Below are 14,286 nucleotides of genomic sequence, written 5' to 3'. Positions count from 1 at the left end.
CTCCTATCGCCCCGGATCGCTCTTGCCGGCGAGCACGCGGTCGAGCCCGTAGAAGCGGTCAAGCAGGATCAGCGCCGTCATGGTGATCGCGATCACGCTCGCGGATACCGACGTCACCAGCGGATCGATGTTGTCCTGGATGTAGAGGAACATGCGGACCGGCAGCGTCTCGGTGCCGGGCGCGGCCAGGAACACGGTCATGGTCAGATCGTCGAAGGACTGGATGAAGGCCAGCGCCCAGCCGCTGATCACGCCGGGCAGGATCAACGGCAGGGTGACGCGGCGAAACAGCGTCCAACCGCCGGCGCCGAGCGAGACCGCCGCCATCTCGATCGAGCGGTCCATGCCGGTTGCCGCGGCCAATGTCAGGCGCAGCGCGAACGGGAACACCACGATCAGATGGGCAACCAGCAGCGCCGCAAAACTCCCGCCCATGCCGATCGAGGTGAAGAAGCGCAGGAAGGCGATGCCGAGCACCACATGCGGGATCATCAGCGGCGACAGGAACAGCGCCACCAGCGCGTCGCGGCCGCGAAACCGGTAGCGTGCGATCGCCAACGCCACCGGCACCGCGAACAACAGCGCGACGAAGGACGACAGCATGCCGAGCCCGAGACTGACCCAGAAGGCGTGCACGAATTCCGGATAGTTCGCGATCGCCCTGAACCAGCGCAGCGAGAAGCCGTTGGTCGGCAGCGACAGGAAGCCCTCGGGCGTGAAGGCGACCAGGCAGACCACGACGATCGGCGCCAGCATGATCACAACGAAAATGGCGTGGAAGGCGAGCGCCAGCGGGCCGTTGGTTCTCATCGGAACACCTCGGCATAGCGCCGCTCGATCAGGGCGTTGCTGCCGACCACAATCAGCGCCAGCGCCACCAGCAGCAGCACCGCGACCGCCGCACCAAGCGGCCAGTTCAGCGTGTTGAGGAATTCGTCATAGGCAAGCGTCGCCGCGACCTTGAGCCTGCGGCCGCCGATGATAGCGGGCGTGGCGAATGCGCTGGCCGACAGCGAGAACACGATGATCGCCCCCGACAGCACGCCGGGAATGATCTGCGGCAGGATGATGCGCCGGACGATGGTGAAGGCACCGGCCCCGAGCGACATCGCGGCATTCTCGATCTGCGGGTCGACGCGCTGCAGCGCGACCCAGACCGAGAGCACCATGAACGGCATCATGACATGGGCCAGCGCTATGACGACGCCGGTTTCGGTGAACATGAAGGGCAGCGGCGCGTTGATCACCCCAAGCGACATCAGGAGCTTGTTGACGAGCCCGTTGTTGCCGCCGAACAGCAGCGCCCAGCCGAGCGTGCGCGCCACCACCGAGATCAGCAGCGGGCCGAGGATCAGCAGCATGAAGAAGCCCTTCCAGCGTCCGCTCATGCGGTTGAGGATGTAGGCCTCCGGCGCGCCGAGCACGGCGGTGATCAAGGTCGCCAGCAGCGCGATCCGGAATGTCCGCCAGAACATCTCCGCGTAATAGGGATCGCTCGCGATCTCGCGCCAGTTCTTCAGGATGAAGACCGGCTCGATGCCCTTGTATTGGCCCCAGTCGTGAAACGAGAGCATCACGGTCATGGCGAGCGGGATCACCAGCACGCCGACGAACAGCATCAACGCGGGCGCGGACAAGAGCCACGGCGCGCTTGTTGAACTCTGGCCGGACGATGCCGCAACGGCTCGCGGCGCGGTGTCGACAGCGCTCATGCGACGCCTCCACTCGGGCGCACGCTCATGTCCTCCGGCCGCCACGCCAGGAGAACCGCCTCGCCTTCGGCCGGCTGCGGCTTGCCGTCGTTCTGACGGACCACGAGCGCGGGCCCGCATTCGGTCTCGCACTGGAACAGCCAGTGATTGCCCTGGAAAATCCGGGTGACGATTTTGGCGGCGAGCCCTGCGTCGGCAAAGCTGATGCGTTCTGGGCGAAGGCTGATCGTCACCGGGCCGGCCACAGTCGCCGGTGCCGGCGCATGCCAGGAGCCGGCGACCAGCCGTGCCGGCGTGGCTGTCCGGTCCACGGTCGCGGCAAAATCATTGGTCTTGCCGAGAAACTGCGAGACGAAGGCCGACGCCGGCCGCTCATAGGTCTCCTGCGGCGTGCCGATCTGCTCGATGCGGCCCTGGCTCATGACCACGATGCGATCCGACAGCGACATCGCCTCGTTCTGATCGTGGGTGACCAGGATCGTGGTGGTGCCCAGCGTGCGCTGGATCTGGCGCAGCTCGATCTGCATCTCTTCGCGCAGCTTGGCGTCGAGGTTCGACAGCGGCTCGTCGAGCAGCAGCACGCTCGGCTGGATGACAAGCGCCCGGGCCAACGCCACGCGCTGCTGCTGGCCGCCCGACATCCGCCGCGGATAGCGCTCCTCGAAGCCGGCAAGCCCGACCATTGCGAGCGCAGCAGTCACGCGCTCGGCGCGCTGGCTCCGCGGCACGCGCCGCATCTCGAGCCCGAAGGAGACGTTCTCGGCCACGGTCATGTGCGGAAACAGCGCATAGCTCTGGAACACCACGCCAAGGCCGCGCCTTGCCGGATGCACCGCGGTGAGATCACGCCCCTCGAGCCGGATCGCGCCGCGCGACGGCTCGAGGAAGCCCGCGATCATCTGCAGCGTCGTGGTCTTTCCGCATCCGGACGGACCGAGAAACGAGATGAACTCGCCCTTGCGGACCGCGAGGCTGAAATCGTCGACGACGGTCTTCGAATCGAACTGTTTGGCAACGTGCTCGAGTTCGAGAAAGGACATCGATGTGCTTTCCGGATATTGAAGGAGCCGGGATTGATGGCGCGGGCGAGAGGCGGCTTGCGCCCGAGGTCAGCGCTCGACCTCGCGATTCCAGCGCTTGGTCCAGTCCTCGCGCTTCTCGTTGATCGCCGTCCAGTCGGGATTGTAGAGCTTCGCCGCGCGCTCGCCGATCGGCGCCATCTTGCCGAGCCCCTCGGGGATCACCAGCGATTTCAGCACCGGCCCGTAGCCATATTCCCTCAGCAGCACGAGCTGGATCTTCGGATCAAGCAACATCTTGATGAAGGCGCCGGCGAGCGGCGATGCGTTCGGCTTGGCGATCGGGCAAGCGGTCGTGAGCAGCGTAGCGGCACCTTCCTTCGGGTAGACGAAGTCGACGGGGAAGCCGGTGCTGGCAAAACTCTGCACGCGGCCGGTGCCCCATACCGCGAGCACAGCCTGGCCCGACTGGAACAGCTCGGTCATCTTGCCCGGCGACGGCTCATAGGCCAGCACGTTCGGATTGATGTCGTTCTTGAAGATCTTGAAGCCGGCGTCGACATTGGCTTCGCTGCCGCCGTTCATCCGCGCCAGCATCAGCAGCGCTTCCAGGCCGTAGGTGTTGTTGATCGGCGGAATGACGAGCTGCTGCCGGTACTTCGGATCCTTCAGATCATTCCACGATGTCGGCGGCGCCCAGCCCTTCTCGGCAAACACCTTGGTGTTGTACATCAGGCCGGTGGCGACGATGCCGATCGCCACCGCGCGGTCGTCCTTGAAGCGCGCGGTGTCGTAGAGATCGACGTTGGAAAGACCATCGAGCTTGCCGCAGAAGCCAAGCTGGATCGCCTGGTACATCGGACCGTCGTCGACGATCGCCACATCGATCTGCTGGTTGCCCTTCTGCGCCTGCAACTTGGCGAGCGTGTCGGTCGAGTTGCCGGCGACATATTGAACCTTGACACCGTTGGCCTGCTCGAACGCGGGGATCACCTCGTCGCGCATCGTCTTCTCGTACGAGCCGCCGTATCCCGCGACGTAGAGCGTCGTCGGCTGGGCCGAGGCCTGCGACGACACCGAGACCAGCGCCGCGAGGCTGGCTGCGCACAGAAGGCGAAGAGTCTTCATCGTCCAAGCTCCCATTTCGCTGCGCAGCGGCGTCCCGGCAGTCGATGACCGGGAGGCCGGCGCGTGTGGTTGGCCTTGCGCCCGTTCAAAGCCCGAGCCGAGCGATAAAACGGTATCTAGAAACCGCCAACGTCCTTTCAGCCATTCCAATCTGCTGAAAAAACATGCGGCATCCAGACTTGATGAAAAAGATCGCAGCCCTCGCTTTCGCCGTCCAATGAATAATGACAGGCTCCATATGCCGAAATATTATGAAGGACGAACAAGGTGGCGCGGATCAATCCACGGCAGGTCGAGGCCTTCAGGGCCATGATGCTGACCGGCAGCGTGACCGAGGCGGCCAAGCTGATGGCCGTCACCCAGCCGGCAGTCAGCCGATTACTCCGTGATTTCCAGGCGCTGCTGAAGATGGAGCTGTTCGAGCGGCGTGGCAGCGGGCTGGTGCCGAGCACGGCGGCCACGGCACTTTATATGGAGGTCGAACGCTCCTTCGTCGGCCTCGAGCGCATCACCGCGGCCGCCGAAGAGATCCGCAGCCGCCGCACCGGCACGCTGCGAATTGCCGCGCTGCCTGCGCTGTCCAACGGCTTCCTGCCACGGCTCACCGGACATTTCCTGAAAGAGCGGCCCAATTTCAACCTCGCCTTCTTCGGCGTGATCTCGCCGATCGTGATCGACTGGGTGCTGAACAATCAATGCGACATCGGCTTTGCCGAGGCCCCGATCGCGCATTCCGGTCTGCCATGCGTGCGGATGCCCGCGCTGCCGCGCGTCGCCATCCTGCCCGCCGGCCACCGGCTCACCAGCAAGGCCACGCTCGAGCCGGGCGATTTCGAGGACGAAACGTTCATCTCGCTATCGGCCGGCTCGACCGGCCGCCACCTCATCGACCAGGCCTTCAGCCGCAACGATGTCCGCCGGATCCTGCGCGTCGAAACGATGCTGTCGGAGATCATGTGCGGACTGGTCTCGTCCGGCCTTGGCGTCGCGCTCTGCGATCCGTTCACGGCGCGGGAGTTCGAGAGCCGCGGCGTCGTGGCGCGCCGCTTCCTGCCGCGGATCGATTTCGAATTCGCCGCGGTGTTTCCCCCGCAGCGGCGCCCCTCGCCCGTCGCGCTCGAACTGGTGGAAACCCTGCGGCAAGCGCTCGTTGCGCTTGACGGCGAAACCGCGACCGGCATGGGCTAATCACGGAATTATGAAGCTTAACTGCTAAGATCAACTTTACAGTTTACCTTCGCATCTACTATCGACTTCGTATGAGCAATTCACCCGCCCGCACCGGCTCAGCGCGCACCTCCGCGCTCGCCGAAGACCTTCGTTTGCTGATTGGCACGCTGAAGCGCCGGCTTCGCGAGCAGGGCCAGCGCGAGGATCTGCCGCCGTCCCAGGTTGCGGTCCTGCTTCGTCTGGAAAAGAACGGCCCCGCGACCGTGTCCAGCCTGGCGCGATCGGAGGGAATGCGTCCGCAGTCGATGAGCTCGGCGATCGCAGCGCTCGAGGCCGCGGGCCTGGTCCGCGGCGCGCCCGATCCGGACGACGGAAGGCAGACCATCATGTCGCTCACCGAGACCTGCCGCGAGCGGCTGCGCACCGGCCGCGCGGCGCGGCAGGACTGGCTCTCGCGCACCATCGCCGCGCGGCTGTCGCCGCGGGAGCAGGAAGAGCTCGCCGCCGCCGTCGGCCTGCTGAAACGGCTGGTCAACGATTGAGACTGGCCGCGCCGATCGCGGAAAACATCCGCTGGACAAGGAAACGATCATGGCACTGACGACGCTCGATCCGATCACCGCGCTCATCGTCGTCGATCTGCAACGCGGGCTGGTCGGCTCACCCTTCATGCATCCGTTCGGAGACGTCGTGGCGCGGACCTGCGCGCTCATCAGCGCATTCCGGCAGCGCGGACTGCCGATCGTGCTGGTCAATGTTGACGGCGTTGCGCCGGGACGCACCGAGCGGCCGCGCGCTGGTGGACCATTTCCCGACGGCTGGACCGACCTGATCCCGGAGCTCGAGCGGCAGCCGGACGACATTGTCGTGACCAAGCGGACATGGGGCGCGTTTGCGAGCACCGATCTGGAGAACCAGCTGAGAGCCCGCGGCGTCACGCAGGTCGTGATCGCCGGCGTCGCGACCGGCACCGGCGTCGAATCCACCGCCCGGCAAGCCTATGAGGCGGGCTTCAACGTCACGCTGGCGACCGACGCGATGACCGATGCGCGGCCGAACGCGCATGCCTACAGCATCGAACACGTGTTCCCGCGGCTCGGCGAAGCCGGCTCGACGCAGGCGATCATCGACCTCCTTGAAAGGACCAACGCGCATGAACTGGCTTGACCTCGTCGCCTACTTCTTTGGCGGCGCCTTCCTCACCAATGCCATCCCACACGTCGTCGCCGGCATGATGGGCGAGCCGTTCCAGAGCCCGTTCGCGAAACCGCCCGGCGAGGGCCTGTCGTCATCATCAGTCAACATCGTGTGGGGCTTCTTCAACCTCGCCGTCGGATATCTCTTGGTCTGCCGCGTCGGCGACTTCGGCCTGAGGACCACCAGCGATGTCGCGGCGCTCGGGCTCGGAGGCCTCCTGATCGGCCTGTTCCTGGCGCGGCGGTTCGGACGGTTTCACGGCGGCAATGAACCGCACCGAACATGAGACGCGTCTTTCGATCGCTGGCGAGCTTCAACTACCGGGTCTGGGCCGCCGGCGCGCTGGTGTCCAACATCGGCACCTGGATGCAGCGCGCCGCCCAGGACTGGCTCGTCCTCACCCAGCTCACGCAGCATAGTGCATCCGCCGTCGGCATCGTGATGGCGCTGCAGTTCGGACCGCAGCTGCTGCTGATGCCGTGGACCGGATATGCCGCCGATCATTTCAACCAGCGCAAGCTTCTGATGGCGACCCAGGCGACGATGGGCGCGCTCGCGCTGATGCTCGGGATTCTCACCGTCACCGGACTGGTGCAGCTCTGGCACGTCTATGTGTTCGCCTTCCTGTTCGGCTGTGCCGCCGCGCTCGATGCCCCGGTGCGCCAGACCTTCGTTGCCGAGCTGGTCAGCGACACCAACCTCTCGAACGCGATCGCGCTGAACTCGACCTCGTTCAACGCCGCGCGGATGATCGGCCCCGCGGTTGCCGGCCTCATCATCGCCTCCGTCGGCACCGGCTGGGCCTTCCTGTTCAACGGCGCGTCCTTCCTGGCGGTGCTGACGTCGCTGACCCTGCTGCGCACCTCCGAGCTGCGCCCGAACGCGCGGGCCCATCGCACCAAGGGCAGCGTCATGCAGGGCTTCCACTATGTGTGGTCGCGCCCCGATCTCCGGGCGACGCTGATCATGCTGTTCCTGATCGGCACCTTCGGACTGAACTTCCCGATCTTCATCTCGACCATGGCGGTCGGCGTGTTCCACACCGATGCGCGCGGCTTTGGGCTGCTGTCGTCGATAATGGCGCTCGGAACCATGTCGGGTGCGCTGCTGGCCGCAAGCCGCGACCAGCCGCGCTTCGCCTCGCTGATGCTGGGATCGGCGATCTTCGGACTGGGCTGCACGCTGGCCGCGCTGGCGCCGAGCTATTGGCTGTTTGCCGCGGCGCTGGTCGTGATTGGCGTCGCCGCGCTGACCGTCACCAACACCTCGAACGCGCTGATGCAGCTCTCGACCGAGCCCGCGATGCGCGGACGGGTGATGGCGCTGCGGCTCGGCGTGGCGCTCGGCGGCACGCCGATCGGCGCACCGATCGTCGGCTGGGTTGCCGATCACCTCGGCCCGCGCTGGGCGCTCGGGGTCGGCGCTGCCGCCGGCTTTGCCGCCGCGATCGTGGCGATCACTTTCCTGTCTCAACGGGATGTCGAAGCAAGCGACCTGCCGCCCGCGGTGAAGCGGTAGGCAGTTCGGTCAAGCCGACGCCTAAAATCACAAAATGACCTCGATCAGACGGGGACCGCGATCCTTCATCGCACTGGCGAACTGGCTCGCGAATTCCTCGACCGAGGTTGCGCGGCTTGCCTCTACGCCCATGCCGGACGCAAGCTTGACCCAATCAAGCTCGGGATTGTGCAGATCGAGCATCGAAAAGGCCTTGGGTCCGGGATCGCCGGCTCCGACCCGCCCGAGCTCGATGTTGAGAATCGCGTAGGAGCGGTTGGCAAAGATCACCGTGGTGACGTCGAGCTGCTCCCGGGCCTGCGTCCACAACGCCTGCAGCGTATACATCGCTCCACCGTCACCGTGGAGACAGACGACCTTCCGGTCCGGGCAGGCGACCGCAGCGCCCGTGGCGAGAGGGATACCCTGTCCGATCGCACCACCGGTCAGCGTCAGATGATCGTGCGGCGCGATATTGGCTGCAAACCGATGCACGCCGCCGCCTGCCGTCGCACCTTCGTCGGAAATGATGGCCCCATCAGGAAGATAATGGGCGATGACCTGTCCGGCCGTGCGCGCATCAAGCGGACCGGCCGGAATATCCGGCTTGTTCAATGCGCCGACGTGCAGCGGCCGACCTGCGGCCTTCACTGCGTCGGCAAGGGCCTCCAGGGCGACGACGCCATCCTCATGCGCGTGGGCGAGATGGACGATCCTGCAATTCTCGGGCGTGCACCAGGACGGCTTGTTCGGATAGGCGAAGAAGCTGACGGGAGGCTTGGCGCCGACCAGGATGAGCTGCTCCGTCCCGCTCATGAACTCGACGATCTGCTCGGCGAAATAGGGAATGCGTTCGACCTGCACGCGGCCGGCTCCGCGCTGGCAACGTGGCGCAAAGGTATCGCAGGCGATCCGTGCGCCGGTCGCCGCGGCGATCCGACCGGCTGCGTTGAGCCCGCGCTCCTTCAGCGCGGCTCCGCGGATCAGCATCATGGTTTTCTTGCCGGATCGGAGCGCGGCCGCAGCCTGGTCGATCGCCTCAGTCGAAACCTCTGCCGGCATCGGCTTCGGCAAGGCCGGCGCCGGGCGCTCAGCTTCCAGCCAGGCGGTGTCGGCGGGCAGGATCAAGGTCGCGATCTGACCAGGATATTGCAGCGCCGCCTCAACGGCACGAGCTCCGTCCGCAGCGACGGTCTGGGCGCTTGCCGACGAATGCACCCAGGCCGAGACCGGCCGTGCGAAGCCATGGACGTCGGAAGCGAGCGGCGCGTCATATTGCGCGTGATAGGTCGCGTGGTCACCGACGATATTGAGGATCGGTGTCGCCGCGCGGCGCGCGTTATGGAGATTGGCCAGTCCGTTCGCGAGGCCCGGCCCGAGATGCAGCAGCGTCGCGGCGGGCTTCTCTGCCATGCGACCATAGCCGTCGGCCGCGCCAGTCACCGCGCCTTCGAACAGGCCAAGCACGACCCGCATGCCCTTGACCCTGTCGAGGGCTGCGACGAAGTGCATCTCCGACGTGCCGGGATTGCCGAAACAGACCTCGACCCCCGATTCGACGAGCGTCCGCAAAAGACTCTCCGCGCCGTTCATGCCGCTTCTCCGTCGTACGGTTGATCGCCTGACTCGTTATGATGTTCCCATCTGGGCGTTCGGTTCCGTCTTGTCAGACGAAGGCGCTCAATCCCGTGATCGACTTGCCGACGATCAGGGTGTTCATCTCGCGCGTGCCCTCATAGGAATAAATCGCCTCGGCATCGGCCACGAAGCGGCCGATATGGTTTTCGAGCAGGATGCCGTTGCCGCCGAGCAGCTCGCGCGCATAGCCGACCGTCTCGCGGCATTTGACGGTGCAGAATGCCTTCGCCAGCGAGGCGTGCTCGTCCAGCATCACGCCCTCGTCCTGCATTTGCCCGAGCCGCAGCATCATCGCCTGCGTCGCGGTGACGTTGCCGAGCATCCTGACCAGGAGATCCTGCACCAGCTGGAAGCCGCCGATCGGCCTGCCGAACTGCTGCCGCTCGGTCGCGTAACGCAGCGCATGCTCATAGGCGCCCATCGCGCAGCCGACCGCGAACCACGCCACCCCGGTGCGGGTCATGCGCAGCACCTTGGCGGTATCCTTGAAGGTGTTGGCGTTTTGCAGGCGGTCCGCCTCGGGCACGCGGCAATCCTTCAGGGTGATCAAGCCGTTCTGCACCACGCGCAGCGCCATCTTGGTCTTGATCTTCTCGACCGAGAAGCCGGGATTGTCCTTACCGACGACGAAGCCCTTCACCTGGTTGGAGCCTTCTTCGCGCGCCCAGATCACGTTGATGTCGGCGAAGGTGGCGTTGCCGATCCACTTCTTCTGGCCGTTGAGGATCCAGACGTCGCCCTCGCGCCGGCAGGTCGTCAGCATCCCGCCCGACGTGGCGGAGCCGACCAGCGGCTCCGTGAGACCGAACGAGCCGATCTTCTCGAAGCGCATCATCGCCGGCAACCAGCGCTGCTTCTGCGCCTCGTCGCCGCACAGATAGATCGAGCCCGCCGAGAGCCCGGTGTGGACGCCCCAGAAGGTCGCGACCGAGGAATCGACCCGCGCCAATTCCATCGCGACAAAGCCGTTCAGGAGCCAGCTGCCGCCGGCCGCGCCGTAACCCTGATAGCCGACGCCGCCGATGCCGATCTCGGCCATCTTCGGGATGATCGCGAACGGAAATTCGTCGCGCGCCCAGAACTCCTCGATCACAGGCGCGACCACGCCTTCGGTGAACTCGCGCACGCGCCGCACCAGCGCGCGTTCCGTCTCGTTCAGGACCTTGGCAATCCCGTAGAAATCGCCATTGATCGGCGGCGGCGCGTAGTCCGGCTTGGCGGCCCGTGTTGCCTGCGCGTTTGCCATGGTGTCCTCCCTGATGCTTGGCGATGTTTCGCCTTGATATCTCGCGCTCCCGGCAGAACGCGACGTCCTGCCGGGATTCGTCGTGTCGTGACGTCAGGTCGGCTTGTTCGGACGGACGCTGCTGCGGAACTCCTCAAAACTTTCCTTCATGCGGTCCTGGATGATCTTGACCGCGTCGGTGGTCGACTGCCGCGCGGTCGACGCGCTGTCCTGGGCGCCCTTCACCGCAATATCGAACATCTTCCGCGCGAATTCGGTCTGCAACGCGAGGTTCTCGTGGACCTTGCCAAGCGGCTTGTATTCGCGCGCCAACGTCGAGGCCTCGCGCAGCCCGGCCTCCAGCACCTCGCGCTGCTTCTGCGCCACCGATTGCGCGCCTTGCGCCGCGACCTTCGCGCTCTGGCCGAGCGCTTCGAGGTTCTTCTTCTGGGCCTGCAGCAATTCGTCCACGTTCAGCTTCGGCAAGCCGAGATCACTACCGAACTTCCGCAGCACATCGATATATGAGCTGTTATCCGTCATGATGTCCTCCCTGTGGTTACGATTTTTGCCGCCCGTCTCCGGACGTTGGAACGAGATCCCTGAGGTAACTGGTGGTGCGCGAGAGCAGCGATGACGCCGCGGCCTGACGGCTCTCGTCAGCCAGGAATGCCTCGATCAGGCCGGCGGTTTCCTTTGGCCGCGTCACCATGAACAGGTGCCCGTCGTCGATCATGTGCAGCTCGGCATTCGGGATCAGGCTCGCCATGATCTGACCATTGATCGGAGGCACCAGCGGGTCGTCACGGCCCATCAGGATCAGCGTCGGCTGCGGCAGCGACCACAGCCAGGGTAGGCTGGTCCAGCCGGTCATCGCGAGCAGCTGATAGAAGTAACCCATGCTGCGCGCGCCATGCATCGCAGCCGCATGCCGGCCGATCAGGGACGGGTCATCGCGAAACGCCCCGCCATAGATGTCGGCGGCGATCGTCTTCATGTAGCCCTTGTCGGTGTAGCGGCGCGGCGTCGCCATCTTCCACAGCACCGCTGGGCTTGCCGGCACCATGGTGAAACCCGGCGCGGTCGCGGCAAGCACCAGCCGCCGGCAGCGCTTTGGAAACTGATGCGCGAACTGCTGCGCGATTCCACCGCCCCAGGACACGCCGGCGACATCGACCTCGGCATGGCCGAGCTCCGCGACAAGATCGGCGGCCAGCCGCGCCAGCGTCGACGGTCGATAGGGCCATGCCGTCCTCGGCGACCCGCCGACACCGGGCACATCGAAGATGATGGCGGTCGTATTGGTGAGCGCTTCGAGGAACGGCCGCGCCAGCTCCCAATTGGCGCCGATCCCGTTGAACAGCAACAGCGGCGGCGCGCTGCCGTCACCGTGCCGGATCGCGACCTGGAGCAGCTGGCCGTCGATCGTGACCTGCCGCGTCTCGATCGCGCTGCGCTGCGCCACCGCTGCCGGCCCAACCTTTCCCGGACTTGCCTTGTCGGCGCTGGTGATATCTTCAGTCAAAGACGTAGGTTCCTGGAGCCGCAGCAAGGGTCGGATAGCGCGTGCTGCCGAGCACGGCCGGCGCATTGACCTCGTCGCCAGAGCGCGGCTGCAGCCAGTCGCGCCAGTCGAGCCACCAGCTCCCCTTGCGCTTTTCGGCCGAGGCCATGAACGCATCGGGCTTGTCGGTGGAGATCGGTCCGATCATGAAGGACGCCTTCGGATTGCTCGGCGGATTGATCAGGCTCTGCAGGTGCCCGCTGCTCGACAGCACGAAGGTGGTGCCCTCGCCCATGATTTGCGCGGTCTTGTAGACGCCCTTCCACGGCGTGATGTGGTCGGTCATGCCGGCGACGACGTAGCTGTCGGCCTTGACCTTGCTCATGTCGATGGTCTTGTCGTTGAGCTTAAGCTTGCCGGCGTTGACGAACGGGTTCGAGAAATAGAGATCGAGATAGTCGCCATGCAGCGCCGCCGGCAAGCGGGTCGTGTCGGCGTTCCAGTACAGGATGTCGAACGCCGGCGGCTGGTTGCCGAGCAGATAGTTGTTGACCCAGTAATTCCAGATCAAATCGTTGGGCCGCATCCAGGCGAACATCCGCGCCAGGTCGTGGCCGTCGACGATGCCGCGCAGCTGCGACGAGGCCTTCGCCGCCCGCATGGTCTCGGGCGTCATCAGGCAGCCGAACGTGCTCTCCTCGGCCGAGTTGGGGTCGAGCAGGCAGACCGCCAGCACCAGGTTCTTGATCTTCTTTTCGGCGGCGCTGCCAAGCGTCGCGAAATAGGCTGACGCGGTGATGCCGCCGGAGCAGGATCCCATTATCGAGATGTCCTCGCTGCCGGAAATCTCGCGCGCCGCGTCGACGGCCTCGTCCAGCGCTGCGACATAGGTGTCCAGCCCCCAGTCGCGGTGCGCCGCCGTCGGGTTGCGCCAGCTCACAGCAAACACCTGGATGCCGCTCTCGAGCAGGAAGCGCACCATGCTCTTGTCCGGCGAGAGGTCGAGCGCGTAATACTTGTTGATCTGCGGCGGCGTGATCACCAGCGGCCGCTTCCTGACCGTCGGCGTCGTCGGCGTGTACTGGATCAGCTCGAGCAGCTCGTTGCGGAAGATCACGGCGCCCGGGGTGGTCGCGAGGTTCTCGCCGACCTTGAAGGCGCTCATGTCCACCATCGACGGCATGCCGCGATTGCGTGTCAGGTCATCCATGTAGTTCTTCAGGCCGGACCACAGGCTTTGTCCGCCGGTATCGATGAACTTGCGGACCGCCGCCGGGTTGGTGAGCATCGTGTTGGTCGGCGCGACGGCGTCGATCAGGATCTCCGTGATCAGGTGCGCGCGCTGCTTGTCGATGTCGCTGAGGCTGGTCTTGTCGACCAGGCCGTTGACCGCCTCGCCCCACGCCAGATAGGCCTTGAGCAGGCCAGAATGCAGCGAGCTTTCCTTCCAGGTCGGATCGGCGAACCGCTTGTCGCCCGCCTTCGGCGCGCGCTCGGACTTGCCGGACACGATGGAGCCGAGCTCGCCGACGAACGACAGCCACTGCTCGGTCGCGACTTTCGGCTCGTTCATGACGGCCTTGAACAGGATGCCGGCGCCCTCGACGAGGTCCTGGCCCTGGATCCCGACCAGTGGATTGAGCGCCAGCGTATTCCTGGACGCCGCCTCGGACACGTCAGACGCCGGCGAGTCTGGGCTGCGATTTTCCGTGCTCATTGCTTTGCTCCCGCCGCGGGGATCAGAAGGGCCAGCGTCTCGGCGATCAGTGCGGGCTTGTCGGAGCCTTCGACCTCCAGCGTGTTCTGGGTCTTCATGATCACCTGGCCGCCTTCCCTCCGCTCAATGCCGGCAAGCACGACGCGCAGCCTCACCCGGGCGCCGGACGGCACCGGCGCCAGAAAACGGACCTTGTCGATGCCGTAGTTCAGCCCGGCTGCGGCGTCGCGCGGGATGATGCCGACCTGCATCGAGAGCGATGCCACCATCGCGAGCGTCAGATAGCCATGCGCGATCGGACCGCGGAACGGGCTCTCGCGCCTGGCCCGTTCAACGTCGACATGAATCCACTGGTGATCGCCGGTGCAGGACGCAAAGGCGTCGATACGCTGCTGGTCGACCGTGACCCAGTCGGAGATTCCGAGCTCCTGTCCGACATGTTCGCCCAGGCCGGCAAGCGTGAGATTGCTCATCTTGTG

At 65.4% G+C, this 14,286-nt stretch carries 15 protein-coding genes; 5 read left to right on the top strand and 10 right to left on the bottom strand.

The annotated features are described in order from the left end of the window. Window positions 1-3: 3 nt before the first annotated feature. The 4 genes from G6P99_RS04645 to G6P99_RS04630 all read right to left on the bottom strand — a co-directional run bounded on the left by G6P99_RS04645 (window position 4) and on the right by G6P99_RS04630 (window position 3,859). Window positions 4-810, bottom strand: a complete 807-nt coding sequence (locus tag G6P99_RS04645) for an ABC transporter permease (RefSeq protein ID WP_029083144.1) — start codon at window positions 808-810, stop codon at window positions 4-6. Next, entirely contained in the window at window positions 807-1,712 is a 906-nt protein-coding gene (locus G6P99_RS04640; protein ID WP_029083145.1) for an ABC transporter permease, read from the bottom strand. Before G6P99_RS04640 ends, G6P99_RS04645 begins: the two co-directional genes overlap by 4 nt. After that, window positions 1,709-2,752 (bottom strand): ABC transporter ATP-binding protein, encoded by a 1,044-nt coding sequence (locus G6P99_RS04635; protein WP_029083146.1) that lies wholly within the window; start codon window positions 2,750-2,752, stop codon window positions 1,709-1,711. The genes G6P99_RS04640 and G6P99_RS04635 overlap by 4 nt, the downstream gene beginning before the upstream one ends. A gap of 69 nt (window positions 2,753-2,821) precedes the next feature. Then, on the bottom strand, window positions 2,822-3,859 hold the full coding sequence (locus G6P99_RS04630; protein WP_029083147.1) for an ABC transporter substrate-binding protein: 1,038 nt from the start codon (window positions 3,857-3,859) through the stop codon (window positions 2,822-2,824). Between the two features lie 267 nt (window positions 3,860-4,126). Here G6P99_RS04630 and G6P99_RS04625 point away from each other — a divergent pair, with 267 nt between their 5' ends. The 5 genes from G6P99_RS04625 (at window position 4,127) to G6P99_RS04605 (ending at window position 7,744) form a co-directional block, all read left to right on the top strand. After that, complete coding sequence (locus tag G6P99_RS04625; RefSeq protein ID WP_165127448.1) at window positions 4,127-5,047, top strand: LysR substrate-binding domain-containing protein; 921 nt, start codon at window positions 4,127-4,129, stop codon at window positions 5,045-5,047. Window positions 5,048-5,118: 71 nt separating this feature from the next. Then, window positions 5,119-5,571 carry a MarR family winged helix-turn-helix transcriptional regulator gene (locus G6P99_RS04620; protein WP_029083149.1) on the top strand — a complete coding sequence of 151 codons (453 nt, stop codon included), beginning with the start codon at window positions 5,119-5,121 and terminating at the stop codon, window positions 5,569-5,571. Window positions 5,572-5,620: 49 nt separating this feature from the next. Continuing rightward, window positions 5,621-6,196, top strand: coding sequence for an isochorismatase family protein (locus tag G6P99_RS04615; protein ID WP_165127447.1), 576 nt, complete (start codon window positions 5,621-5,623; stop codon window positions 6,194-6,196). After that, window positions 6,183-6,512, top strand: coding sequence for a hypothetical protein (locus G6P99_RS04610; protein WP_029083151.1), 330 nt, complete (start codon window positions 6,183-6,185; stop codon window positions 6,510-6,512). The genes G6P99_RS04615 and G6P99_RS04610 overlap by 14 nt, the downstream gene beginning before the upstream one ends. After that, a complete protein-coding gene (locus G6P99_RS04605; RefSeq protein ID WP_029083152.1) occupies window positions 6,509-7,744 on the top strand; it encodes an MFS transporter in 1,236 nt (411 codons plus the stop codon). Before G6P99_RS04610 ends, G6P99_RS04605 begins: the two co-directional genes overlap by 4 nt. Window positions 7,745-7,771: 27 nt before the next feature. Here the strand turns inward: G6P99_RS04605 and G6P99_RS04600 are convergent, their stop codons facing one another. The 6 genes from G6P99_RS04600 to G6P99_RS04575 all read right to left on the bottom strand — a co-directional run bounded on the left by G6P99_RS04600 (window position 7,772) and on the right by G6P99_RS04575 (window position 14,280). Beyond that, entirely contained in the window at window positions 7,772-9,316 is a 1,545-nt protein-coding gene (locus tag G6P99_RS04600) for an acetolactate synthase large subunit (RefSeq protein WP_029083153.1), read from the bottom strand. 73 nt (window positions 9,317-9,389) lie between these two features. Next, window positions 9,390-10,607 (bottom strand): acyl-CoA dehydrogenase family protein, encoded by a 1,218-nt coding sequence (locus G6P99_RS04595; protein WP_029083154.1) that lies wholly within the window; start codon window positions 10,605-10,607, stop codon window positions 9,390-9,392. 93 nt (window positions 10,608-10,700) lie between these two features. After that, window positions 10,701-11,129, bottom strand: a complete 429-nt coding sequence (locus G6P99_RS04590; RefSeq protein WP_165127445.1) for a phasin family protein — start codon at window positions 11,127-11,129, stop codon at window positions 10,701-10,703. A 16-nt stretch (window positions 11,130-11,145) separates the two neighbouring features. Then, window positions 11,146-12,111 carry a poly(3-hydroxyalkanoate) depolymerase gene (gene phaZ / locus G6P99_RS04585; protein WP_063618972.1) on the bottom strand — a complete coding sequence of 322 codons (966 nt, stop codon included), beginning with the start codon at window positions 12,109-12,111 and terminating at the stop codon, window positions 11,146-11,148. Continuing rightward, a complete protein-coding gene (locus G6P99_RS04580) occupies window positions 12,104-13,807 on the bottom strand; it encodes an alpha/beta fold hydrolase (protein ID WP_165127443.1) in 1,704 nt (567 codons plus the stop codon). The genes phaZ and G6P99_RS04580 overlap by 8 nt, the downstream gene beginning before the upstream one ends. Further along, entirely contained in the window at window positions 13,804-14,280 is a 477-nt protein-coding gene (locus G6P99_RS04575; protein ID WP_029083157.1) for a MaoC family dehydratase, read from the bottom strand. Before G6P99_RS04575 ends, G6P99_RS04580 begins: the two co-directional genes overlap by 4 nt. Between the last annotated feature and the right edge of the window lie 6 nt (window positions 14,281-14,286).

It is taken from the genome of Bradyrhizobium sp. 6(2017), from assembly GCF_011058295.2.
Classification (GTDB): Bacteria; Pseudomonadota; Alphaproteobacteria; order Rhizobiales; family Xanthobacteraceae; genus Bradyrhizobium; species Bradyrhizobium septentrionale.
Note: the sequence above shows the minus strand (reverse complement) of the source record. Positions and strands in the feature narration are given on the sequence as shown.

Bases quoted from the DNA above. Each gene is read 5' to 3' on its own strand.
- G6P99_RS04630 (WP_029083147.1), bottom strand. From the start codon at position 3,859: ATGAAGACTCTTCGCCTTCTGTGCGCAGCCAGCCTCGCGGCGCTGGTC.
- G6P99_RS04610 (WP_029083151.1), top strand. From the start codon at position 6,183: ATGAACTGGCTTGACCTCGTCGCCTACTTCTTTGGCGGCGCCTTCCTC.
- G6P99_RS04620 (WP_029083149.1), top strand. From the start codon at position 5,119: ATGAGCAATTCACCCGCCCGCACCGGCTCAGCGCGCACCTCCGCGCTC.
- G6P99_RS04595 (WP_029083154.1), bottom strand. From the start codon at position 10,607: ATGGCAAACGCGCAGGCAACACGGGCCGCCAAGCCGGACTACGCGCCG.
- G6P99_RS04580 (WP_165127443.1), bottom strand. From the start codon at position 13,807: ATGAGCACGGAAAATCGCAGCCCAGACTCGCCGGCGTCTGACGTGTCC.
- G6P99_RS04640 (WP_029083145.1), bottom strand. From the start codon at position 1,712: ATGAGCGCTGTCGACACCGCGCCGCGAGCCGTTGCGGCATCGTCCGGC.
- G6P99_RS04600 (WP_029083153.1), bottom strand. From the start codon at position 9,316: ATGAACGGCGCGGAGAGTCTTTTGCGGACGCTCGTCGAATCGGGGGTC.
- G6P99_RS04615 (WP_165127447.1), top strand. From the start codon at position 5,621: ATGGCACTGACGACGCTCGATCCGATCACCGCGCTCATCGTCGTCGAT.
- G6P99_RS04575 (WP_029083157.1), bottom strand. From the start codon at position 14,280: ATGAGCAATCTCACGCTTGCCGGCCTGGGCGAACATGTCGGACAGGAG.
- G6P99_RS04605 (WP_029083152.1), top strand. From the start codon at position 6,509: ATGAGACGCGTCTTTCGATCGCTGGCGAGCTTCAACTACCGGGTCTGG.
- G6P99_RS04645 (WP_029083144.1), bottom strand. From the start codon at position 810: ATGAGAACCAACGGCCCGCTGGCGCTCGCCTTCCACGCCATTTTCGTT.
- G6P99_RS04635 (WP_029083146.1), bottom strand. From the start codon at position 2,752: ATGTCCTTTCTCGAACTCGAGCACGTTGCCAAACAGTTCGATTCGAAG.
- G6P99_RS04590 (WP_165127445.1), bottom strand. From the start codon at position 11,129: ATGACGGATAACAGCTCATATATCGATGTGCTGCGGAAGTTCGGTAGT.